General features: G+C 73.4%; 20 protein-coding genes. 14 read left to right on the top strand and 6 right to left on the bottom strand.

Annotated features, from left to right (window positions below; genetic code table 11):
- Positions 1–137: 137 nt before the first annotated feature.
- From ACFV2S_RS24125 to ACFV2S_RS24115, 3 genes are all read left to right on the top strand, one after another.
- On the top strand, positions 138–2,663 hold the full coding sequence (locus ACFV2S_RS24125) for a YfhO family protein (RefSeq protein ID WP_385562719.1): 2,526 nt from the start codon (positions 138–140) through the stop codon (positions 2,661–2,663).
- A 130-nt stretch (positions 2,664–2,793) separates the two neighbouring features.
- Positions 2,794–3,759, top strand: a complete 966-nt coding sequence (locus ACFV2S_RS24120) for a glycosyltransferase family 2 protein (protein WP_385562716.1) — start codon at positions 2,794–2,796, stop codon at positions 3,757–3,759.
- Between the two features lie 3 nt (positions 3,760–3,762).
- Positions 3,763–5,166 (top strand): polysialyltransferase family glycosyltransferase, encoded by a 1,404-nt coding sequence (locus tag ACFV2S_RS24115; protein ID WP_385562713.1) that lies wholly within the window; start codon positions 3,763–3,765, stop codon positions 5,164–5,166.
- A gap of 204 nt (positions 5,167–5,370) precedes the next feature.
- Here ACFV2S_RS24115 and ACFV2S_RS24110 read toward each other — a convergent pair whose 3' ends face one another.
- The gene (locus ACFV2S_RS24110) at positions 5,371–6,144 is read right to left on the bottom strand and encodes a VOC family protein (RefSeq protein ID WP_385562710.1); all 774 of its coding nucleotides are present in this window, start codon (positions 6,142–6,144) and stop codon (positions 5,371–5,373) included.
- Between the two features lie 161 nt (positions 6,145–6,305).
- Here ACFV2S_RS24110 and ACFV2S_RS24105 point away from each other — a divergent pair, with 161 nt between their 5' ends.
- Positions 6,306–7,133, top strand: coding sequence for a sulfurtransferase (locus ACFV2S_RS24105; protein ID WP_385562707.1), 828 nt, complete (start codon positions 6,306–6,308; stop codon positions 7,131–7,133).
- Positions 7,134–7,278: 145 nt separating this feature from the next.
- On the opposite strand, the gene sepH is transcribed toward ACFV2S_RS24105, so the two are convergent.
- Positions 7,279–8,319, bottom strand: a complete 1,041-nt coding sequence (gene sepH, locus ACFV2S_RS24100; protein ID WP_385562704.1) for a septation protein SepH — start codon at positions 8,317–8,319, stop codon at positions 7,279–7,281.
- A 486-nt stretch (positions 8,320–8,805) separates the two neighbouring features.
- Here sepH and ACFV2S_RS24095 point away from each other — a divergent pair, with 486 nt between their 5' ends.
- A complete protein-coding gene (locus ACFV2S_RS24095) occupies positions 8,806–9,696 on the top strand; it encodes a hypothetical protein (protein WP_385562701.1) in 891 nt (296 codons plus the stop codon).
- Between the two features lie 3 nt (positions 9,697–9,699).
- Here the strand turns inward: ACFV2S_RS24095 and ACFV2S_RS24090 are convergent, their stop codons facing one another.
- Positions 9,700–11,049, bottom strand: a complete 1,350-nt coding sequence (locus ACFV2S_RS24090) for a D-arabinono-1,4-lactone oxidase (protein ID WP_383796996.1) — start codon at positions 11,047–11,049, stop codon at positions 9,700–9,702.
- Positions 10,979–12,250, bottom strand: coding sequence for an MFS transporter (locus tag ACFV2S_RS24085; protein WP_385562697.1), 1,272 nt, complete (start codon positions 12,248–12,250; stop codon positions 10,979–10,981). Before ACFV2S_RS24085 ends, ACFV2S_RS24090 begins: the two co-directional genes overlap by 71 nt.
- A gap of 168 nt (positions 12,251–12,418) precedes the next feature.
- On the opposite strand from ACFV2S_RS24085, the gene ACFV2S_RS24080 reads away from it, so the two are divergent.
- Both ACFV2S_RS24080 and ACFV2S_RS24075 read left to right on the top strand, forming a co-directional pair.
- Positions 12,419–13,546, top strand: coding sequence for a ferrochelatase (locus ACFV2S_RS24080; protein ID WP_385562694.1), 1,128 nt, complete (start codon positions 12,419–12,421; stop codon positions 13,544–13,546).
- 9 nt (positions 13,547–13,555) lie between these two features.
- The gene (locus tag ACFV2S_RS24075; protein WP_385562691.1) at positions 13,556–14,365 is read left to right on the top strand and encodes an inositol monophosphatase family protein; all 810 of its coding nucleotides are present in this window, start codon (positions 13,556–13,558) and stop codon (positions 14,363–14,365) included.
- 170 nt (positions 14,366–14,535) lie between these two features.
- Here the strand turns inward: ACFV2S_RS24075 and ACFV2S_RS24070 are convergent, their stop codons facing one another.
- Positions 14,536–14,709, bottom strand: a complete 174-nt coding sequence (locus tag ACFV2S_RS24070) for a hypothetical protein (protein WP_383796992.1) — start codon at positions 14,707–14,709, stop codon at positions 14,536–14,538.
- 374 nt (positions 14,710–15,083) lie between these two features.
- Here ACFV2S_RS24070 and ACFV2S_RS24065 point away from each other — a divergent pair, with 374 nt between their 5' ends.
- From ACFV2S_RS24065 to ACFV2S_RS24050, 4 genes are all read left to right on the top strand, one after another.
- Positions 15,084–15,737, top strand: a complete 654-nt coding sequence (locus ACFV2S_RS24065; RefSeq protein WP_017237674.1) for a response regulator transcription factor — start codon at positions 15,084–15,086, stop codon at positions 15,735–15,737.
- 4 nt (positions 15,738–15,741) lie between these two features.
- On the top strand, positions 15,742–17,034 hold the full coding sequence (locus tag ACFV2S_RS24060) for a sensor histidine kinase (RefSeq protein ID WP_385562687.1): 1,293 nt from the start codon (positions 15,742–15,744) through the stop codon (positions 17,032–17,034).
- A 395-nt stretch (positions 17,035–17,429) separates the two neighbouring features.
- Complete coding sequence (locus ACFV2S_RS24055) at positions 17,430–17,726, top strand: DUF4193 domain-containing protein (RefSeq protein ID WP_003955561.1); 297 nt, start codon at positions 17,430–17,432, stop codon at positions 17,724–17,726.
- Between the two features lie 12 nt (positions 17,727–17,738).
- Complete coding sequence (locus tag ACFV2S_RS24050; RefSeq protein WP_385562684.1) at positions 17,739–18,845, top strand: hypothetical protein; 1,107 nt, start codon at positions 17,739–17,741, stop codon at positions 18,843–18,845.
- 96 nt (positions 18,846–18,941) lie between these two features.
- On the opposite strand, the gene ACFV2S_RS24045 is transcribed toward ACFV2S_RS24050, so the two are convergent.
- Positions 18,942–19,433 (bottom strand): DUF3093 domain-containing protein, encoded by a 492-nt coding sequence (locus ACFV2S_RS24045; protein ID WP_385562681.1) that lies wholly within the window; start codon positions 19,431–19,433, stop codon positions 18,942–18,944.
- Between the two features lie 58 nt (positions 19,434–19,491).
- Here ACFV2S_RS24045 and ACFV2S_RS24040 point away from each other — a divergent pair, with 58 nt between their 5' ends.
- The 3 genes from ACFV2S_RS24040 to ACFV2S_RS24030 are packed head-to-tail and all read left to right on the top strand — an operon-like array spanning position 19,492 to position 21,351.
- A complete protein-coding gene (locus tag ACFV2S_RS24040; protein ID WP_189804622.1) occupies positions 19,492–20,076 on the top strand; it encodes a PaaI family thioesterase in 585 nt (194 codons plus the stop codon).
- A complete protein-coding gene (gene dut, locus ACFV2S_RS24035; RefSeq protein ID WP_383796989.1) occupies positions 20,076–20,588 on the top strand; it encodes a dUTP diphosphatase in 513 nt (170 codons plus the stop codon). The genes ACFV2S_RS24040 and dut overlap by 1 nt, the downstream gene beginning before the upstream one ends.
- Before the next feature lies 1 nt (position 20,589).
- Positions 20,590–21,351, top strand: a complete 762-nt coding sequence (locus tag ACFV2S_RS24030; RefSeq protein ID WP_382868189.1) for a DUF3710 domain-containing protein — start codon at positions 20,590–20,592, stop codon at positions 21,349–21,351.
- Positions 21,352–21,595 lie beyond the last annotated feature (244 nt).

Here is a 21,595-nt window from a genome sequence, read left to right as displayed (position 1 = left end):
GGCACCCGGAGTTCACCCGGGGTGTGCCTGAAGAGCGCCTGCCGATCGGTTGCGGGTCGCCCGCCTCGGCGGTAATGGCGGTCGGCCCGTGACGACCCCTCCGGGCCGCTGCCCGCAGTGCGCCCCCTGGAGGATGTGTGCCACCCGCCGCCGAGGCCGTGTACGTCGAGGACCCCGACCACGGGACCGTACGCGAGGAGCACGGCGGTGACGAGCGGCGGCGGTTCGCGGCCCTGCGGGCCCCGGCCGCCGCCGCCCTGCTCACCGCCGTGCTGCTCTGCCTCGCCACCCGGCTCTCCCGCACGTACCCCTTCGGGCCGGTGACCCGGAACATCGTCGACCTCGGCCAGCAGTACCTGCCGTTCCACGCCTACTGGCGCGCGTTCCTGCTCGGCGAGACGCACGGGGACGCCTTCCTCAACTGGAACTCCGGCTTCGGCTCCAACTTCCTCGGCGACATCGGCACCTACCTGAGCAGCCCCTTCGACCTGCTCGTCGTGTTCTTCCCGGCGGACCGCGTCGAACTCGCCCTGTACGCCGTGACCGCCGCCAAGATCAGCGCCGCCGCGGCCGCCATGGCGTTCCTGCTCCTGCGGCTGCGCCCCGGCCCGTGGCCGGTCGCCACCGTGCTCGGCACCGCGTACGCCCTCTCCGGCTGGACCCTCAACTTCGGCGCCACCGTCCCCATGTGGCTCGACGGCCTCGTCGCCTTCCCGCTGCTCTGTCTGGTCGGCGAGTGGGCCCGCACCGGCCGCCGTCCCGTCCTCGGCCCCCTGGTCGTCGCCCTCGCCTGGATCGCCAACTTCTACACCGCGTACATGGCGACCCTCGGCGCGGCCGTCGTCCTCGCCGTCCGCCTCCTCACCGCCGAGGAGACCGCCGGAGCCCGGCAGCGCCTCGCCGGGGCCCTGCGCGCCGCCCGGAGCGTCCTGATCGGCATCGGGCTCGCCGCCCCGCTCGTCGTGGTCGTCTTCCTCGCCACGAAGGTGGCCGACCCGACCCCCGAGACCACCTTCGCGCCCGCGCCCTGGACGGACGTCCTCGCCCGTTTCCTGCCCGCGACCGCGAGCGTCGCCAGCCCCGCCCTCTTCATCGGCACGCCCGCCCTCGCACTGGCCCTGACGCTGCCCTTCAACCGGGCCGTCGCCCCCCGCGTCCGGGTGGGCTGGACGGCCGCGGTCGTCCTGGTGACGCTCTCCCTCCAGTGGGAGCCCACCCATCTCCTGTGGCACGCGGGCGCGTCGCCGAACGGCATTCCGTACCGTCAGACCTTCGTCCTGTGCGGTCTCCTCCTGATCGGCGCCTGGTTCTCGGCCGCGGGGGGCGTGCCCCGGCCGCCGGCGCTCCTCGCGGGCGCGTCGCTGCTCGGCGCCCTGGCGTGGGCGGCCCGCGGGAGCGTCGACATCGACCGCTGGACCTTCCCCGCGCTCGGCGCCGCCGTGTTCCTCGCGCTCGCCGCCGTCCTCCTGGCCCTGGGCGCCCGCCGCCGGTCCACCGCGCGCCTCCTCCCCGTCCTCGCCGTGGTCCTCCTCGTCGCCGCCCAGGCCGGGGAGGTGGCCGTCACCGGGAAGCGGATCGAGGAGCAGCAGCGGAGCAAGGTCTCCTGGTCGCCCCGGGTCGGCCCCTGGCACGTCACCGCCGCTGCCGAGGTGGCCCGCGCGGACGACTGGCCGCGCCACCGCACGGACCCCGGCGAGGTCCCCGGAGGCAACGACGTGCTGCTCGTCGGAGGGCAGGGCGCCGACTACTACAGCAGCCTCACCTCGGACGTGACGTCCCGGACCCTGGCCTCGCTCGGCTTCGGCTTCTACGCGAAGGGCCGGCACCCCGTCACCCTCGACAACCCCGTCGCGGACGCCCTCTTCTCCATCGGCACCCGGCTGCGCTCGAAGCCCACGGAGCCGGTACGGCAGGACGCCGCGCCCCGCGCCACGGTCACCGTCACGACGACCCCCGTCCCGCCGCTGATCACCGTCCGCCCGCCGCAGCGCCCGGCCACGCACCCCGGGGACTCGGCCTTCGCGCGGCAGGAACGCCTCCTCGGCGCCGACGTGTACGAGCTGCCCGTCCCGCGCCGCACCGGCCGCACCCTCACGGCCACCTGCCCCGTGGGCTCCCAGGTCTGGTTCTGGGCGCCCGACTACAAGGGCGCGGCGACCCTCGCGGGGGAGCGGCCGGTGAAGTTCGACGGCAAACCGCCGTCCGTCCGCGCCCCCATGCAGGCCCTCGGAACCGTCCCGGACTCCGGCGCGGTACGGATCGACCTCGGGCCCGAGGGCAAGGTGCGGTTGCCCCGGGAGCCCGTCGGCTGCCTGGTCCGGGCCCGGCTGGACTCCGCCGTGGCGCGGCTCACCGCCACCGGCGCCACGCGCGTGCGTGCCGACGGGCACACGGTCACCGCCGAACTGCCCCCGGGCAGCACGGGCGTCGCGGTCCTCGCAGCGCCGCGCATCTCCGGGTGGCGCTGCGCCGCCGGTGACGCCGACGCCCGCCCCGCGCGCGCGTACCAGGGTTTCGTCGCCGTCCCCCTCGACGGGCGGGCGACCACGGTCAGCTGCTCCTTCCGGCCGCCGGGGATCAAGCTCGGCGGCGCGGTGGGAGCGGTGGCGCTCCTCGCGCTCGTGGCGACGGGCTTCCTGCACCGCCGGCGGGCCCGCCGGTGACGGGGGTTCGCGCCGGATACGACAAGAGTTCACCCGGAGTGCACACGCGGATCGTTCGCCGGGAAAAGTCGGTCGTTACTGTGCCCGCCGTAGCGGCGTTTAATTGTTCGATTCAGTATGGGGATCCCGAGTGCCGAAACTGTCCGTCGTCGTACCGTTCCACAATGTCGGGGCATACGCGCCCGACACCCTGCGCAGCCTCGCGAACAACGCGGATCCGGAATTCGAGTTCCTGCTGATCGACGACTGCTCGACGGACGACACCCCGGAGATCCTCGACCGCTGGCGCGACCGGCTGCCGAACGCCACCGTCATCCGGCACGAGACGAACCGGGGCGTCGCCCAGGCCCGCAACACCGGAATCGACGCGGCACGCGGCGACTACCTCACGTTCCTCGACGGCGACGACTGGTACGCGCCCGGCCACCTGAGCGCCGCCGTGGCCGGAATCTCCCGCCTCGACTGCGACTTCGCCCGGACCGACCACGTCCTCTCGGAGGGCCGGAAGCGGCAGATCCGATACGCCCCGGCCAAACGGCGCGACGTCGTGATGGACCCCAGGGACGGCATTTCGCCGGCCAGCATGGTGACGATGGTCGACTATCCCTTCGTCCCCTTCGGTGTGTACAGCGGGCGCCTTTTCGAGAACGGGGAATCCCGTTTCGAGACTTCTCTGCGCACAGCCGAGGACCGTCTCTGGATCTGGCGGCTCCACCTCAAGGCGCGCACGTTCGCCGCGCTTTCCCTGCACGGGGTCTTCTACCGGCGGGGCGTCACCACCTCGCTCACCCAGATCACCGACAACCGTCAGCTGGACTTCATCCCCTCGTACGACCTGCTGCTCGACGACGTCTCGCGGGACCCGGAGGCGGACCGCTTCCTGCCGAAGGCGGTCCGTACGTACTGCGCGATGATCGCCTTCCACATGGGGAAGGTGGACAAGTACGACCCGGCCGTCGCCACGAAGCTGCGCGCCGACGTCCACGACGCCCTGCACCGCATGCCGCAGGAGGTCCTCGACGAGACCCTCGCCACCATGGACACCCCCCGCAGCACCCTCCTCCGGAGCCTGCGCGACACCGGAAGGACCGCCTGACCCATGGCACCCGCCGCCGAGAACGCCGAAGCCGCCGAGAAGGCCGAAGCCCCCGAGCGGGCACCCGCCGTCGATCTGCCGGTCCAGATCTTCCAGGTGTCCACCCTGTACGGCGCCGCCACCCTCGCCGCCGCGCTCGACGCCGGGCAGTTCGGCCCCCGCGACTCCGCCCGCAGGCTCCTGCTGCTCTCGCACAACGCCGAGATCCCGGAGACCGCGCTGCGCCTGGAGACCATGACCGGGTACGAGCGGATCGCCGCGCGCTTCGACGGCACCCTCGACTGGAACGAGACGATCCACCCGTACCACCCGGCCGCCTGGGCCCCCCGCCCCGAAGAGGCACCGCTCTGGCAGCGCGTCCTGCGCACCGCCTGGGACCTCGGCACCGGACCGGTCGAGCTGATCGTCGAATCCATCCAGGTCAACCCGGCCAAGGCGCTCGCCGGCACCTTCCCCGAGAGCACCGTGCACGTCTACGCCGACGGCCTCATGAGCTACGGCCCGACCCGCTCCGACCTCGCGCAGTCGATCGCCTGCCGCGTCCGCCGGGTCCTCCACCTCGACCTCGTGCCGGGTCTCCGCCCCCTCCTCCTGACCGAGTACGGGGTCGAGTCCGAGCTCGTCCCCGACACCGCCTTCCGTGCCGTCCTCGCCGAGATCGCGGAGGAGGCGGCCGACGACCCGGAGATCGCGCGCGCCGCCGCCGCGGAGCCGACGGCGCTGCTCCTCGGCCAGTACCTCGCCGCCCTGTCCCTGCTCACCGCCGAGGAGGAGGAGGAGCTGCACGTACGGATGCTGCGCGGGGCCGCCGCGGCCGGGCACCGCTCTATCGTCTTCAAGCCGCACCCGACCGCGCCCGCCCGCTACTCCCAGGCCCTGGACGAGGAGGCCGGGCGGAGCGGCGTGCGCCTCACGGTCCTCGACGGCCCCCTGCTCGCCGAGACCTTCTACGAGCGCTGCCGGCCGGAGCTGGTCGTCGGCTGCTTCTCCACGGCGATGATCACCGCCGCGGTCTACTACGGCGTCCCCATCGCGCGCGTGGGCACGGACGAGGTCCTCGAACGGCTCACCCCCTTCGAGAACAGCAACCGCATCCCGCTCACCGTCGTCGACCACCTGGTCGCGGACCTGGAGGGAGGGGAGGAACCCGCCCTGCCCGGCGTGGCACCGGCCTCGCTCACGCCGCTGGTGCGCGCCGTCGGCTACTGCATGCGGCACAAGGTCCACCCGGGACTGCGCGCGGAGGCCGCCGCCTTCCTCCAGGAGCACCACGCCGAGCCCGGCACCGCCCACCACTTCACGGTCGAGCGCCTGACCGAACTCGGCCTGCCGGGCGGAGGACCCGCCCCCGCCCGGACGGCCGCGTCCCGGCTGCGCCGCGGCCTGGCGCGGAGCCTCCGGACCTGAGCCGCCGGGAGGCGCGCGGGCGGGGGCGCGCGGTCTGAGTCCGCGGGCAGGGCCGAGGTGACGGGCCCAGCGGGCAGGACCCGGCCGACCGGCCCGCGTCGACGGGGCCGATCCGACCGGACTGAGTCGACGGGGCCGATCCGAGCGAGCCGCGTCGACGGAGCCGATCCGACCGGGCCGAGCCGGGAGCCCCTCCCGGAGCGGTCAGTGCTCGGCGGACCTGACCAGGGTGAAGACCGCGCCCTCCGGATCCGCCACCACGGCGAGCCGCCCCGCCGTGCCCTCGCGCGGCGCGCGCAGCACCCGGCCGCCGAGCTCCAGGACGAGCCCCGCCGCCGCGTCCGTGTCGGCGACCTCGAAGTACGTCATCCAGTGCGGGCCCCGGTCCCGGGGCAGCTCGTCGCCGACGCCGTGCAGCGAGGCCACCGGGGCCCCCGCCGCGAGGAGCGTCGCGTAGTCGTGGTCCGCGGAGACGACCGGCTCCACCTCGTAGCCGAAGACCGTCCGGTAGAACTTGCCGATCGCGGAGGTCTCGTACGTGAGGAGCTCGTTCCACACCGGGGTCCCCGGCGGGCCCGCGATCACCGTGCCGTGGTGCTCCTCCGCCTGCCAGACGCCGAAGACCGCGCCGGCGGGGTCGGAGCAGATCGCCAGACGGCCCGCCTCGCCCGCGTCCAGCGGGCCGACGGCGACCGTGCCGCCGCAGCAGCGGATGCGCTCGGCGGTCTCGTCGGCGTCCTCGGCGGCCAGGTAGGGGGTCCAGGCGATGCGCAGGTGCCGGTCGGGAGGCAGCTGGCCGATGCCCGCCACCTCCTTGCCGCCGAGCAGGGCGCGCACGTACGGGCCGAGCTGCTGGGGACCGGGGACGAACTCCCAGTCGAAGAGCGCGTTGTAGAACTCCTGCGTGGCGTCAAGTCCGTGCACCATCAGGCTCACCCAGCAGGGTGTGCCGGGCGATCGCGGAGTCGCCTCGGTCATCGTCACTCTCTCCTCGGACCATCGTCGTGGCCGTGTCCCCGTCCGATGGTGCCACCGACGGCGTCGCCGCGCGCCCCGGCCGCACCGGTCGGTGGCGCGATCCGGACGGAGGTCGCCGGGTCCGTCCCCGCGGGCCGTGCGGCTGCGCGAGGATGGCCCCCATGAACCCCATCATCTCCGCAAGCGAACTGCTGAGCGAGTCGGCCGGGCCGCGGCCGCCGGTCCTCCTGGACGTCCGCTGGACGCTCGGCGGCCCGCCCGGACGGCCCGCCTACGAGGCCGGACACCTTCCCGGCGCGGTCTACGTCGACCTCGACGCGGAACTCGCGGGACCTCCCGGCAGCGGCGGCCGGCACCCGCTGCCCGACCCGGAGGCCTTCGGGGCCGTGATGCGCCGGGCGGGGGTCTCGGCGGACGCACCGGTCGTCGTCTACGACGGCGGTCTGGGCTGGGGCGCGGCCCGCGCCTGGTGGCTGCTCCGCTGGGCGGGCCACCCCGACGTGCGGGTCCTGGACGGGGGCCTCGCGGCCTGGACGGGCGAGGTCACGGAGAAGGTCCCCGCCCCCGAGCCGGGCGACTTCCGGCCGCAGCCGGGCGGCCTCGGGCTGCTCGACGCCGACGCGGCGGCGGCGTTCCCCGGTACGGGGCTGCTCCTGGACGCGCGGGCGGCCGAGCGCTACCGGGGTGACGTGGAGCCGATCGACCGGGTCGGCGGGCACATCCCGGGCGCGGTCTCGGCCCCGACGACGGAGAACGTCGACGCGGAGGGCCTCTTCCTCGCCGCCGACGTGCTCCGGGACCGCTTCACCGCCCTCGGCGCGGCCGAGGGGACCCCGGTCGCCGTCTACTGCGGCTCGGGCGTGTCGGGTGCCCACGAGGTGCTCGCCCTGGAGATCGCGGGCATCCCGGCGGGCCTCTACGCCGGTTCCTGGTCGGAGTGGTCCTCCGACCCGGCCCGCCCGGTCGCCACGGGCCCGGACCCGAGGTAGCCGGAGGACGGCCCGACCGGGCGCCGTACGGGAACGGGCCGACCTGATCCCGTACGCGGAGGGCCCGCCCGGATCCCGTACGCGGAGGGCCCGCGCCGTCGAACGGCGCGGGCCCTCCCCGTACACACGCGTGCGCGTACGGACGTCAGTCCTGCTTCTTCCTGCGGGTGCCGAAGACGATCTCGTCCCAGCTCGGCACGGCCGCGCGGCGGCCCGGGCGGACGCCGTCCGCCTCCGCCTGGCGGTCGGTGGCGCCGTGCAGCCGGTCCCGGTGGCCGGAGACCGCCCGGGGCATCAGGACGTCGGCGTACGCCGAACCCGCGCCCGCCGAGGCGGCCGGGGCCGGCGGCTCCTCCGCCTCCGCCTCGTCGGACGGCTCGCCGTCCGGCTGCTCGGGCACCACCATGTCGCCGCGGAAGCTCGGCACGGCCTCCAGGAGGCTCGTCAGCGAGTCCCGCTCGTCCTCCGGCTCGACGGGCGAGGGAGCCCGCTCCAGCTGACGGTCGGACCGGTCGATCTGGCGGTCCAGGGCGCGGTCGAGCGGCCTGTCCCGGGGCAGCCGGGCGATGCGCGGCACGAACGGGAAGCTGGGCTCCGGGGCGGCGGCGATCGTGTCGTCGGTCTCGCCGATCAGGGCCCGCGCCTCGTCGTCCACGGCCTGCACGAGGCGCCGCGGCGGGTCGTACGTCCAGCTGGCGGTGTGGACCTCGCCCGCGACCCGGTAGACCAGCAGCACCTCCCAGGTGCCGTCGTCCCGGCGCCAGGAGTCCCACTGCACGGTGTCCTTCTCGGCGCCGCGCAGCAGCAGCCGCTCCTGCACCGCCTCGCCGAGCTGCGGTCCGCTGTTCTCCCCAGGCCTGCGGACCGGCGTCTTGCGGGCGCGCTCGGCCATGAAGGCGCGCTCCGCGAGCACGGGGCCCTCGAAGCGGCGCACGCGGTCGACGGGGATGCCGGCGAGCTGGGCGACCTCCTCCGCGGAGGCACCGGCCCTTATACGGGCCTGGATGTCGCGGGGGCGGAGGTGGCTCTCCACCTCGATCTCGATCTGGCCGAGGCGCGCGCGGTCGTTGCGCACGGCGGCACGGAGCCGCTCGTCGATCGGAAGTGTGTACTCCGTGCTGTCAGCAGCCTTCAGCACCAGTCGTGTGCCGTCGTTGGAGACGGCCACGACACGCAGTTCGGGCATGGGGACCTCCCGGGTGGTGCCTGCCGACGTCACGTGCGTCGCTGCTTCCGCTAGTCGAGTGTGGCCTGCCCGGGTGCAGCCTGCCACTACCTTGCCGAGTTGCCCGGCGTGTCGGGCATGGACCCTGGAACGCCGTTATGGCACGGTTACCTGATCACTACCCGGAGTGACTGGCTGTCACTCTCCGCAGCCGGTTCCCGTGCGATGCCGAGGCGCCGCCGGTTCGAGCGCCGTGTCCGGCCCCCTCCCCGTGATCCCGGGCACCCGTGAGGGCGTCCGGACCCAGGGTTCGTCAATGTACTCCATTCGGGCCACCTGGGTGGACCGGCGCGCCGCTCAACTTCTCGGGCGGTACGGGAGTTGAGTGTCCGTGATCTTCCCCCGTACGTGTCGCTCTTCACAGAAACACCAGAAACGGAACTAATCGCTTCTCCCGTATGTCCCTTCTGGGTGCAAGACGAACGGATGAATCATCAGGGGTCGGAGATGCGTCACGGGCCGGAAACCGACAGGGACGAGCCGGAGGAGGCGAAGAAGAGCACCGGGAGAAGGGTCGACCTGAGCGTGGCTCAGGTCTCCGGCAGCGCCCTGGCCGCGGTCATCGCCGCCAAGCTCGCCTCGACCCTCGGCGTGTACGGCACGATCCTCGGCGCCGGTGTGATCAGTGTCATCGCGACCTGCGGCGGACCGCTCTTCCAGCACCTGTTCAAGCGCACCGGCGAGCAGGTCCGCGACGCGACCGCGGCGGCCAAGCCGAAGGCGCGTCAGGTTCCGCTCCCGGCCGGTCCGCGGGACGACCGCACCCTCATGCTCGGCACCGTGCGGGCCCCGCTGCCGTCCGGAGAGCCGGTCGACGAGGAGTTCGGCGAGGCGACCACCCACGGCACGCGCGTGCGGGGATGGAGGCGCCCGGCGATCGCCGCCGCGCTCGTCTTCGGCGTCACCATGGGCGGCATCACCGCCTACGAGCTGGTCTCCGGGCAGGACTTCAGCGGCAAGCAGGGCACCACCACCTTCGGCTCCGTCGTCCGGGGCGGCGGGGACACGGGCCACGACGCGCCCGAGCGGGGCCAGGAGCCGACCCCCGCGCCGTCCGGCTCCGCGGACGGCACCGGGCGCCAGCGGGGCGGTTCCGGCACCCCCACGGCGGACCCCACGCCGAGCCGGGAGCCGGCCACCGGGACGCCGTCGACGGAGCCCACCCCCTCCGGGTCCGGCGGCGCGACCACGCCCGCCCCGACGCCGACCGGTCCGACCACGGAACCGACCGCGCCGACCCAGGAGCCGACCACGGGCGCGCCGGAGCTTCCCTCGGTCCCGTCACCGGCCGGGGGCGACGCGGCCACCGGAACCGGCACCGGCACGGGAGCCGGGTGACCGTCAGTCGCCCAGGACCCGCCGCAGGTAGTCGTTGGCGAACAGCCGGTCCGGGTCGAGCCGGTCGCGCAGTGCCGTGAACTCGGCGAAGCGCGGGTAGGCCGCGGACAGGTAGGCGGCGTCGCGGGTGTGCACCTTGCCCCAGTGGGGACGGCCCCCGTGCGCCGTCATGATGCGCTCCACCGCGGTGAAGTACCCCTGGTGGGGCGTTCCCCTGTACAGGTGGACGGCGATGTACGCGGTCTCCCGCCCCGAGGCCGTGGAGAGCGCGATGTCGTCCGCCGGCGCCGTGCGCACCTCCACCGGGAAGCTCACCTTGAGCGGCGAGCGCTCGACCATGGCCTTGAGCTCGCGCAGCGCGGCGACCGCCGCCTCCCGCGGAAGCGCGTACTCCATCTCCAGGAAGCGGACCCGGCGCGGCGAGGTGAAGACCTTGTACGGGATGTCGGTGTACGTACGGGCGGACAGGGCCCGGCTGGAGACCTTGGCGATCGACGGGATGACCGGCGGCACCGCGCGGCCCAGCGAGCAGGCGAGCTGGAAGACCCCGTTGGAGAGGAACTCGTCCTCGATCCAGCCGCTGACCCGACCGGGCGGTGCGGCGGGGCCCGCGCTGCGGTTGTTGCGCTTGGTGTTGCAGTTGTCCGTGTGCGGGAACCAGTAGAACTCGAAGTGCTCGTTCTCCGCGTGCAGCGCGTCGAACTCCGAGGTGACCCGGTCGAAGGTCATCGGCTCCTCGCGCGCGGTGAGCAGGAAGACCGGCTCCACCGCGAAGGTGATCGCCGTGACCACGCCGAGCGCGCCCAGTCCGATCCGGGCGGCCGCGAAGACCTCCGGATTCTCCTTCGCCGAGCAGGTCAGCAGCTCGCCCGAGGCCGTCACCAGCTCCAGCTCGCGGATCTGCGCGGCGATGGACGCCGACTCGCGGCCCGTGCCGTGCGTGCCGGTGGAGGTGGCGCCGGCGACGGTCTGCTCCATGATGTCGCCCATGTTCGTGAGCGACAGGCCCTCCCGGGCCAGCGCCACGTTGAGCCGCTTGAGCGGGGTGCCCGACTCGACGGTGACGGTCATCGCCTCGCGGTCGATCCGCCGGATCCCGGTCAGCAGCCCGGGCCGGATGAGGACGCCGTCGGTGGCCGCGATCGAGGTGAACGAGTGGCCGGTGCCGACGGTCTTGACCCGAAGGCCGTCCTCGGCCGCACGGCGCACCGCCTCGGCGAGCTCCTCGGCCGAGGCCGGGCTCACCTCCCGCACCGGGCGGGAGGTGACGTTCCCCGCCCAGTTACGCCACGGGCTGCCCGCCGTCCTGGCGCTCCCCGACCCCGCTGTCCCCGCTGCTGTCGTCGTGCCCACGCTGCCCCTCCCGGTTCGGCACCGGCCTGCGCAGCCGGCGGTGTCCGAGGAGACCCACCGCGACCGCGAGCGCGCCCGAGACGACGGGCACCACGTACCCCGCCTTCGCCCCCGACGCGTCGACGACCCAGCCGGCGGCCGAGGAGCCGAGCGCCACGCCGACGGCGAGCCCGGTACCCGTCCAGGTCATGCCCTCGGTCAGCTTGGTGCGCGGTACGTGCGCTTCGACGAGGGCCATGGTGGTCACCATCGTCGGTGCGATGGACAGGCCCGCGACAAAGAGCGCCACGGCCAGCAACGGCAGGTTCCCGGCCAGTAGGAGGGGGATCATACTCACGGCCATCGCGCAGATGCCCAGGAGCCATCTGCGGGACGGCTCGCCCTTGAGGTGCAGGAGTCCGAAGACGGCACCGGCCAGGCCGGAGCCCAGCGCGTAGACGGCCAGGACCAGGCTCGCGGCGGCCTTCTGGCCCTGCTCCTCGGCGAAGGCGACGGTCACCACGTCGACCGAGCCGAAGATGGCGCCGGTCGCGACGAACGCGAGGGCGAGCACCTGGAGGCCGGGGGAGCGGAGCGCGGAGGAGCCCCGCGCGCCCTGCTGGGGGTGCGGAACCGGTTCCGTCGCGCGCTGCGAGGTCAGCCAGAAGACGCCGATGGCGAGGAACACCCCGGCGAACAGGGGGCCGGCCTCGGGGAACCAGGCCGTGGACAGCCCGATGGAGAGGATCGGGCCGAAGATGAAGCACGTCTCGTCGACGATCGACTCCCAGGAGTACGCCGTGTGCAGGCGCCGCTCCTCGCCCCGGTAGATCTCCGCCCAGCGGGCGCGGGTCATCGCGCCGACGCTCGGCACACAGCCGATCACGGCCGTGAAGACGAAGAGGGTCCAGTCCGGGGCCTTCTGCTGCACGCACAGGAGGAGCCCGGCGGCCGCGACGAGCGAGACCAGCGTCACCGGCCGGAGCACCCTGCGCTGTCCGTGCCGGTCGACCAGGCGCGAGACCAGGGGGCCGAGGACCGCGGCGGACATCGCGAGCGTCGCCGAGAGCGCGCCGGCCAGGCCGTACCGGCCTGTGACCTGCGAAATCATGGTCACGATGCCGATGCCCATCATGGACAGCGGCATGCGGCCGAGGAACCCCGCGACGGAGAACGATGTGGTTCCGGGCGCCGCGAAGATCGCGCGGTAGGGACTGGGCAAGAGAGGTCCTTGGTCAACACGTGTAATTAATAGCTAAAGCCTACGGTGTTGAAGTCGATCGGTCATCCCCGTTTTTCGGACGAACGGCTCGACGCACGCTTGTACGGACAGCCAGGCACGGAAGGGCCGCGCCCTCCGCCGCCGGAGGCGGGTGGGAGGATCGGTGCCATGTCCGATCAGCACGATCCCGCCCCGTACGACGCCCTGCTGCTGCTCTCGTTCGGCGGCCCCGAGGGCCCGGACGACGTGGTCCCGTTCCTGGAGAACGTGACGCGCGGCCGAGGCATCCCGAAGGAACGGCTCAAGGAAGTGGGCCAGCACTACTTCCTCTTCGGCGGCGTCTCCCCGATCAACGACCAGAACCGCGCGCTCCTCGACGCGCTGCGGAAGGACTTCGCGCAGGCCGGGCTCGGCCTGCCGGTCTACTGGGGAAACCGGAACTGGGCGCCGTACCTCACCGACACCCTCCGCGAGATGGTCACCGACGGGCGGCGCCACATCGCCGTCCTCGCCACCAGCGCCTACGCCTCCTACTCCGGCTGCCGCCAGTACCGCGAGAACCTCGCCGACGCGCTCGCCACCCTGGAGGCGGAGGGACTCCCGCTGCCCCGGGTCGACAAGCTCCGGCACTACTTCAACCACCCCGGCTTCGTCCGGCCGATGATCGAGGGCGTCCTCGCCTCCCTCGCGGAGCTCGACCCGGCCGTACGGGACGGCGCCCACCTCGCCTTCACCACCCACTCCATCCCCGACTCCGCCGCCGACAGCTCGGGACCGGTCACCGAGCACGGCGACGGCGGGGCCTACGTGCGGCAGCACCTCGACGTGGCGCGGGTCATCGCCGACGCGGTCCGCGAGGAGACCGGGATCGACCACCCCTGGAAGCTCGTCTACCAGTCCCGCAGCGGCGCCCCCCACATCCCGTGGCTGGAGCCCGACATCTGCGACCACCTGGAGGAGCTCCACGGCGCCGGCGTGCCCGCCGCGGTCATGGTCCCGATCGGCTTCGTCTCCGACCACATGGAGGTCCTGTACGACCTCGACACGGAGGCCACCGCCAAGGCCGCCGAGCTCGGCCTGCCGGTCCGGCGCTCGGCGACCGTCGGGGCCGACCCGCGCTTCGCCGCCGCCGTCCGCGAGCTCGTCCTGGAGCGTGCCGCGAACGAGCGGGGGGTCAGGGCCGAGCGCTGCGCCCTCGGCGCCCTCGGTGCCTCTCACGACCTCTGCCCGATCGGCTGCTGCCCGGCCAGGGCCGAGCGGCCCGCCGCCGCCGGAGCCGACAGCCCGTACGCGTAAGGAGCCCGCGTGACCGACGTTCCCGACCCCCTGCTCACCGAACTGCTCGACCTCGCCCTGGAGGCCGCCCGGCGCGCCGGAGCGCTGCTGCGCGACGGACGGCCGGACGACCTCGCCGTGGCGAAGACCAAGTCGAGCCCCATCGACGTCGTCACCGAGATGGACATCGCCGCCGAGAAGCTGATCACCGGCTTCCTCTCCGAGCACCGCCCGCAGGACGGCTTCCTCGGCGAGGAGGGCGCGTCGAGCCCCGGCACCAGCGGGATCCGCTGGGTGATCGACCCGCTCGACGGCACCGTGAACTACCTCTACGGCCTGCCGACCTGGGCGGTCTCCATCGCGGCCGAACGCGACGGCGAGACCGTCGTCGGCGTGGTCGAGGCCCCGATGCGCGGCGAGACCTACCGGGCCGTCCTCGGCGGCGGCGCGTACGCGGGGGAGCGGAGGCTCGCCGTCCGCCCCTCGCCCCCGCTGGACCAGGCCCTCCTCGGCACCGGCTTCGGATACGTCCAGGCCCGCCGCGCCCACCAGGCGGACGTGGCCCGGCAGGTCATCCCGCGCGTCCGCGACATCCGCCGCGGGGGCTCGGCCGCCATCGACCTCTGCGACGTCGCCGCGGGACGCCTCGACGCGTACTACGAGCGCGGGCTCAACCCCTGGGACCTCGCGGCGGGCGCGCTCGTCGCCCGCGAGGCCGGCGGCCTCACGGGCGGCCGGCCCGGCGAGCCCGAGTCCGGGGAACTGACCCTCGCGGCCTCTCCGGGCCTCTTCGGGCCCCTCCAGGAGCTCCTGGAGGACCTGGGGGCCTGGCACGACTAGCGGTCCGGGAGACGGACGCACGGGGGCCCCGGTGCCAGGACGGCGCCGGGGCCCCCGCGTACCTACGGATCGGACGGCCCGCGGACCTGACGGCGGTGCGGGCCGGACCGTGAACGGGTCGGACGGCGTTCGCGCCGGACGGGGAGTCCGGTGCGGACGGGTGGGACGGGTCAGACGCCCGGCGCGGCCACCTCCACGCCGTGCTCGGCGGCGAGCCGGTGCAGGTCGTCCAGCTCCGCCTGCTCCATGTCCGCCAGGTAGTCGTCGCCCGTCTCACGGGCCCGCGTGAGGTCCGTCTGCGTGGTCCTGATGCGGTGCAGCAGTCCTGCGGTGAAAGCGTCCATCGTGCGCCCCCTCCTCGTGGGTCCGGTGGCACGGGGGTGTGCCGAGGGTGGGTGGATCACACACTGCGAACTCTGGGAGACAGAGAGCGGTAGGTGGCGCGCCACATACAGGGCGTGATCACGGGGTGTGCAGTCGTCCTCCCCAGCCCCTTCCTCAGAGAAACCTCAACTGGCCCGAGAATCCGGTGAATTCTTCGTTCCGGGCCGCACGCCCCATCGCGCGCCCCCCGCTCACCACCCCCTCCGCCCTGGCCCCGCACCGCCGTCTTACAGCCGGTTTACGCGCGTACGGGGCAGGATGGACACGCACAGTCAGTGCTCAGATTTCAGCCGGTCCCCACCTCGGACAGCGGCTCAACGGAAGGATCTACGACGTGCGCGTACTCGTCGTCGAGGACGAGCAGCTGCTCGCCGATGCGGTGGCCACCGGACTGCGCCGGGAGGCCATGGCCGTCGACGTCGTGTACGACGGCGCCGCGGCCCTGGAGCGCGTCGGAGTCAACGACTACGACGTCGTGGTCCTCGACCGCGACCTCCCGCTCGTCCACGGGGACGACGTCTGCCGCAAGATCGTCGAGCTCGGCATGCCCACCCGTGTCCTGATGCTCACCGCCTCCGGCGACGTCAGCGACCGCGTCGAGGGCCTGGAGCTCGGGGCGGACGACTACCTCCCGAAGCCCTTCGCCTTCACCGAGCTCACCGCGCGCGTGCGCGCCCTCGGCCGCCGCACCACGGTCCCGCTCCCGCCCGTCCTGGAGCGCGCCGGCATCAAGCTCGACCCGAACCGCCGCGAGGTCTTCCGCGAGGGCAAGGAGGTCCAGCTCGCGCCGAAGGAGTTCGCCGTCCTGGAGGTCCTCATGCGCAGCGAGGGCGCCGTCGTCTCGGCCGAGCAGCTCCTGGAGAAGGCCTGGGACGAGAACACCGACCCGTTCACCAACGTCGTGCGCGTCACCGTCATGACCCTGCGCCGCAAGCTCGGCGAACCGCCGGTCATCGTCACGGTCCCCGGTTCCGGGTACCGGATCTGACCCGATGGCCACCACTCCCGCGCCCCATCCCCAGGCGCCTCCGAAACCCACCTGGGACCCCCGGGACCCCGTCCGGCCGCTGCTCCGGCCGACCATCCGGATACGGCTCACGCTGCTGTACGGCGGGATGTTCCTGATCGCCGGCATCCTGCTGCTGTCGATCATCTACCTGTTCACCGCCCAGGCACTCAGCGACAGCACCTCCCAGCTGCCCTTCAAGGTCGTCAACGGCACGGTCCAGCCCACCACCTCCGGGTGCCGGCTGCCCGAGTCGCCCACCGGCGACCAGCTCAACGACGCCGTCACGCTCTGTCTGCGGCACCAGAGCGACATCGCCCTGCACGACCTCCTGCGCAGGTCCCTCTTCGCCCTGCTGGGGCTGAGCATCATCGCCTTCGCCTTCGGCTACGCCATGGCGGGCCGGGTGCTGTCCCCGCTCGGCCGGATCACCCGGACCGCCCGCCAGGTGGCCGGTTCCGATCTGACCCGGCGGATCGAGCTGGACGGCCCGGACGACGAGCTCAAGGAGCTCGCCGACACCTTCGACGAGATGCTGGAGCGCCTGGAGCGGGCCTTCACGGCCCAGCAGCGGTTCGTCGCGAACGCCTCGCACGAACTACGGACCCCGCTCGCGATCAACCGCACCCTCCTGGAGGTCCACCTCTCGGACCCGGGCGCGCCGGTCGAGCTCCAACAACTGGGCAAGACCCTGCTCGCGACCAACGAGCGCAGCGAGCAGCTCGTCGAGGGCCTGCTGCTGCTCGCCCGGAGCGACAACCAGATCATCGAGCGCAAACCCGTCGACCTGGCCGAGGTCGCCGAGCGGGGCGTCGACCAGGTGCACGCCGAGGCCGAGGCCAAGGGCGTGGAGATCCGCGGGGAGCGCGCGCCCGCCGTCGTCCAGGGCAACGGGGTCCTCCTCGAACGGATCGCGCTGAACCTGCTCCAGAACGCCGTGCGGTACAACGTGCCGAGTGAGACGGGGCAGCGCGAAGCGCTTCCGGAGAAGGGCGGTGGCGGGCGACGGGAGGGCGGCTGGGTGGAGGTCACCACCGAGGTCAAGGACGGTCAGGCGGTGCTGGTCGTGTCGAACACGGGACCGGTGGTCCCCGCGTACGAGATCGACAACCTCTTCGAGCCGTTCAGGAGGCTCCGGCAGGAGCGGACCGGCAGCGACAAGGGGGTCGGCCTCGGCCTGTCGATCGCGCGTTCCGTGGCGCGTGCCCACGGCGGCCGTATCATCGCGGAGCCGCGCGAGGGCGGCGGTCTCGTGATGCGCGTCACTCTGCCGATCTGACACACTGCACGAGCCGACCGGTTCCGTTCGCTTTGCGCGGAATTCCGGAGCTCCGATCCTGAGACGCTCATGTGTGATCGATCACAGGAGAGGGTGCCCGGCCCTCCACTCTCCGTGACCGGGAAATCCCTCGGAAAACCAGGAAAAGTCCGGGTTTCCGGGGCCTGGAATGACGGGAAGTACACGGGGTGGCGCCCGTGAGGGCCGCCCGGAGGACCGTGTACGGTCCGGTTCGCCACCCGAAGCCGATCACTCGCGAGAGTGCGCGACGGGTGTCGATTGAGTAACAGACCTTGATGTGAGGCAAAATCTCCGCCTCAGGTCGGGCACAAGTCCGACCTCTCACGCGTTACGTGCGCTGGAGACACCGCAACCACCCAGAGGGGGAGAGCGACATGGCAACGGATTACGACACCCCACGCAAGACCGACGACGACGTCGACTCGGACAGCCTTGAAGAACTGAAGGCCCGCCGGAACGACAAGTCGACCTCGACCGTCGACGTCGACGAGTTCGAGGCCGCCGAAGGCCTGGAGCTTCCCGGCGCCGACCTCTCGAACGAGGAGCTGGCCGTCCGGGTCCTGCCGAAGCAGGCCGACGAGTTCACGTGCATGAGCTGCTTCCTCGTGCACCACCGCAGCCAGCTGGCCCGGGAGAAGAACGGCCAGCCGATCTGCCGCGACTGCGACTGAGGTCGCCCGGCCGTGGCAGGCGACACACCGTCCCGGAAGCGGCGTCTGCGGCTCCCCAGGAGCTCGGAGACGCACAAGGGCGGCACAGGCCCGGCAGAGGGCGCCCAGGAGGCACCTGAAGCCGAGCGCACCGCCTCCCTGCCCTCCCTCGGCGCACGTGACGACGACGAGCGAGGCCTCCCGGCCTCGCTCGAAGCGGTCATCGAGATCGCCGAGGCGGATCCGGCGAGCCCGCCGGCCCGCCAGGGGCAGGGCGACGCAGTGGTCCGTGAAGGACAGGGCGACGTCCCCGTCCGGTCGGATCAGGGCGACGCGCCGCCCGAAGCACGGCAGGGCGGGCGCCTCGGCGCCGTCAGGCGGCTCGCGGATCCCGCGCGGACCCGGCTCGACCGGCTCCGGATCGACTCCGACCGGATCGAAGCCGTCCGGCGCGGCGTCACGCAGGGCGTCCGGCAGGGCGTGAGGCGTGGCGGAGACAGCGCCAAGGCCGGCCTCGGCCATCTGGCCGACCGGCTGATCGACCTCGCCCCGCGGATCCCCGTCCGCGACCTGGCGACCCTGCGCAGACAGTTCCCCGGCCTCGGTCCCGAGGAGCTCGCCGACAAACTCGTCGCCGGCGCGGCGAACGCGAGCTCGACCGTGGGCGCGGGCGTCGGCGCCGCAGCCATGCTGCCCGTACCCCCGGCCCTGCCGGCCGAGCTGGCGGCCGAGATCACCGGCGTCGCCGCCGTCGAGCTCAAACTCATCGCCGAGCTGCACGAGGTCTACGGGCTGCGGCCCCCCGGCCGGCTCACGCAGCGCTCGGCGGCCTATCTGACCTCCTGGGCCGAGGAGCGGGGCATCGACCCCACCCGGCCCACCACCGTCAACGCGGCCCTCGGCGGGCAGCTCAAGCGCGAACTGCGCCAGCAGATCATGAAACGCATGGTGCGCAACCTGCCGAACCTCATGCCCTTCATGGTGGGCGCCGCCGTCGGCGCCGTCATGAACCGCCGCGACACCAAGAAACTCGCCGGGCACATCCGCAAGGACCTCCGCGCCCGGCAGGTCCCCTGGGACGCCCTCACGGAGCTCCCCCCGCTGGAGCAGCCCGAGAACCCGAAGGAACTCGGCTTCTAGACCGGAGAGGCCCGCGTCCTCCGGATCGGCGGGCCCCGCGTCGGCCGACCGCCCCGGAGCCCCGACGGGTCCGCCGGGGCCGGGCCGCCGCACCGGTCAGGAGCGCTCCGCCTCCAGGGCCGCGGCCAGCGCCTCGGGCTCACGGCTGGACAGGTACACGTACGGCGTCGGGTCCGCGGGGTCCGTCACCACGACCCGCACCGCCCCCGGCACGTAGCTGCGCATCAGCATGAAGGCGCGCGGGTCCGCCTTGTGCATGCGCCAGGCGCGCGCCTCCTCCGCGTCGAGCACCTCGGCGGCCCCGAGCGCCGTGACCGGGATCCGCGCGTCGCCCGCCACCAGCGAACCGGCCACCACCCGGATCCGCGCGGATCCGTACGAGGAGACCGCCACACCGGCGAGCACCGCCGCCACGAGCAGACCGCCCAGCATCGGGATCGTGCCCAGCGGGAACATGATCAGGCCCCCGGAGAGGCCGAGCAGACCCACGATCGCCCACCACGAGCGGGGCGCCGTCAGCCGCTCGTCGAAGCGCGGCGCGGCGGAGGGCGCGGGGGAGGGGGCCGGAGACGGTGCGGAAGGCTGCATGAGTCCAAGCTTGGCACGGCGCGACCTGCGCCCATCCGCGCGGGTAAGGTCTGCGGCTGTGACTGCAACATCTGCCGCCCTCACCCCGCCGGCCGACGCCATACCGCCGGTACGCCACCCCGACGCGCCGGCCCCCGGCGAGCTGCTCGGTGCGCACTACGAGTACTGCTTCGGGTGCGGCGGCGGGCAGCCCCACGGCCTCCACCTGGAAGCGCGCGCGGGCGAGGGCGTGACCGTCACCGCCGAGTTCACGGTGACCCCCGACCACCAGGGCGCCCCCGGCCTCGCGCACGGCGGCGTGCTCGCCACCGCGCTCGACGAGACCCTCGGCTCCCTGAACTGGCTGCTGCGGGTCATCGCCGTGACCGGACGCCTGGAGACCGACTTCGTGCGGCCCGTCCCGGTCGGCACCGTGCTCCACCTGGAGGCCGCCGTCACCGCCGTGCACGGCCGCAAGATCTACTCGACCGCCGTCGGCCGGATCGGCGGGCCCGAGGGCCCCGTCGCGGTCCGCGCCGACGCCCTCTTCATCGAGGTCAAGGTCGACCACTTCATCGACAACGGCCGCCCGGAGGAGATCCAGGCCGCCATGTCCGACCCCGACCAGGTCCGGCGCGCCCGCGCCTTCGAGGTGAACCCCTGATGCGCAACCCTGTCGACGTACTGATCCGGCGAGTGGACCCGGACGTACCGATCCCGTCCTACGGGCATCCCGGCGACGCCGGGGCCGACCTCGTGACCACCGAGGCCGCCGTCCTGGCGCCCGGTGAGCGCGCCGTCCTGCCCACCGGGGTGTCCATCGCCCTGCCGGACGGGTACGCGGCCTTCGTGCACCCGCGCTCCGGTCTCGCGGCCCGCTGCGGAGTGGCGCTCGTGAATGCCCCGGGGACGGTGGATGCCGGGTACCGTGGAGAGATCAAGGTGATCGTGGTCAATCTCGACCCGCGCGAGGACGTGCGGTTCGAACGATTCGATCGGATTGCCCAACTTGTCGTCCAGCAGGTCGAGAAGGTCCGCTTCCACGAGGTGGCGGAGCTTCCCGGTTCGGCGCGGGCCGAGGGGGGCTTCGGGTCCACCGGCGGTCATGCCGCCGTGGACGGCACAACGGGTGGGAATCGATACGCTTCGGTCGTATCCGACCGGGAAGGACAGTGACGTGTTCGGACGTCGCAAGAAGAGCGGTGCCGCCGAGGACGCGGCGAGCGAGGCCGAGCAGGTCGTCGACGCGGTGGAGGACGAGGACGGCGCCGAGGCGCCGCGCCGCGTGAACCTTCCGCCCGCGCCCCGGCCCGACGGGCCCTGGGACATCTCCGAGGTCGCCAAGCCCGACGAGGGCCGCGTGGACCTCGGCGGGATCTTCGTGCCCGGAGTCGAGGGCATGGAGCTGCGCGTGGAGGTGGCGGGCGACGCGATCGTCGCGGCCACCGTCGTCCTGCGCGACAGCGCCGTCCAGCTGCAGGCCTTCGCCGCCCCCAAGAACGAGGGCATCTGGGGCGAGGTCCGCGACGAGATCGCCACCGGCATCGTCCAGCAGGGCGGTGTCATCGACGAGGTCGAGGGGCCCCTCGGCTGGGAGCTGCGGGCGCAGGTCCCGGTGCAGCTGCCGGACGGCAACCGCGGCGTGCAGCTGGTCCGCTTCGTGGGCGTCGACGGACCCCGCTGGTTCCTGCGCGGAGTGATCTCCGGGCAGGGCGCGGTCCAGCCCGAGGCCGCCGGCCTCCTGGAGCAGATCGTCCGGGACACCGTGGTCGTCCGCGGCGACGGCCCGATGGCCCCCCGCGACCCGATCGTCCTCAAGCTGCCGAACGACGCGCAGATGGTGCCGGACGGCGTGCAGCAGGAGGAGCAGGAGAACTCCCGCTTCTCCGGTGGCATGGGCCAGCTCCAGCGCGGTCCGGAGATCTCCGAGATCCGCTGAGCCCGTCGGGCCCCCGTGGCCCGGCCGCACCCGTCGGGCCTCCGTGGCCCGGCCGGACCCGTCGGACCCCCGTGGTCCGGCCGCACGCGTTGGACCCCCGTGGTCCGGCCGCACGCGTCGGGCCGCTCGGCGGCCCGGCGTGACCGAGACACGGCCGGGGGGGGGGCGGGGGCGCGGCGCGCGGGCCGCGGCGGCGCCCCCCGCGCGGCGGCGCTCCGCCCGGCGCGGCCCGCGAGGCGGCGGG

The organism is Streptomyces sp. NPDC059695 (assembly GCF_042733785.1).
Classification (GTDB): Bacteria; Actinomycetota; Actinomycetes; order Streptomycetales; family Streptomycetaceae; genus Streptomyces.
This window is presented reverse-complemented; position numbering and strand designations above follow the sequence as displayed.

Excerpts from the sequence above, each read along its gene's own strand:
- ACFV2S_RS24115 (WP_385562713.1), top strand. The coding sequence starts at position 3,763 with ATGGCACCCGCCGCCGAGAACGCCGAAGCCGCCGAGAAGGCCGAAGCC.
- ACFV2S_RS24110 (WP_385562710.1), bottom strand. The coding sequence starts at position 6,144 with ATGACCGAGGCGACTCCGCGATCGCCCGGCACACCCTGCTGGGTGAGC.
- ACFV2S_RS24105 (WP_385562707.1), top strand. The coding sequence starts at position 6,306 with ATGAACCCCATCATCTCCGCAAGCGAACTGCTGAGCGAGTCGGCCGGG.
- sepH (WP_385562704.1), bottom strand. The coding sequence starts at position 8,319 with ATGCCCGAACTGCGTGTCGTGGCCGTCTCCAACGACGGCACACGACTG.
- ACFV2S_RS24095 (WP_385562701.1), top strand. The coding sequence starts at position 8,806 with ATGCGTCACGGGCCGGAAACCGACAGGGACGAGCCGGAGGAGGCGAAG.
- ACFV2S_RS24080 (WP_385562694.1), top strand. The coding sequence starts at position 12,419 with ATGTCCGATCAGCACGATCCCGCCCCGTACGACGCCCTGCTGCTGCTC.
- ACFV2S_RS24070 (WP_383796992.1), bottom strand. The coding sequence starts at position 14,709 with ATGGACGCTTTCACCGCAGGACTGCTGCACCGCATCAGGACCACGCAG.
- ACFV2S_RS24060 (WP_385562687.1), top strand. The coding sequence starts at position 15,742 with ATGGCCACCACTCCCGCGCCCCATCCCCAGGCGCCTCCGAAACCCACC.
- ACFV2S_RS24055 (WP_003955561.1), top strand. The coding sequence starts at position 17,430 with ATGGCAACGGATTACGACACCCCACGCAAGACCGACGACGACGTCGAC.
- ACFV2S_RS24045 (WP_385562681.1), bottom strand. The coding sequence starts at position 19,433 with ATGCAGCCTTCCGCACCGTCTCCGGCCCCCTCCCCCGCGCCCTCCGCC.
- dut (WP_383796989.1), top strand. The coding sequence starts at position 20,076 with ATGCGCAACCCTGTCGACGTACTGATCCGGCGAGTGGACCCGGACGTA.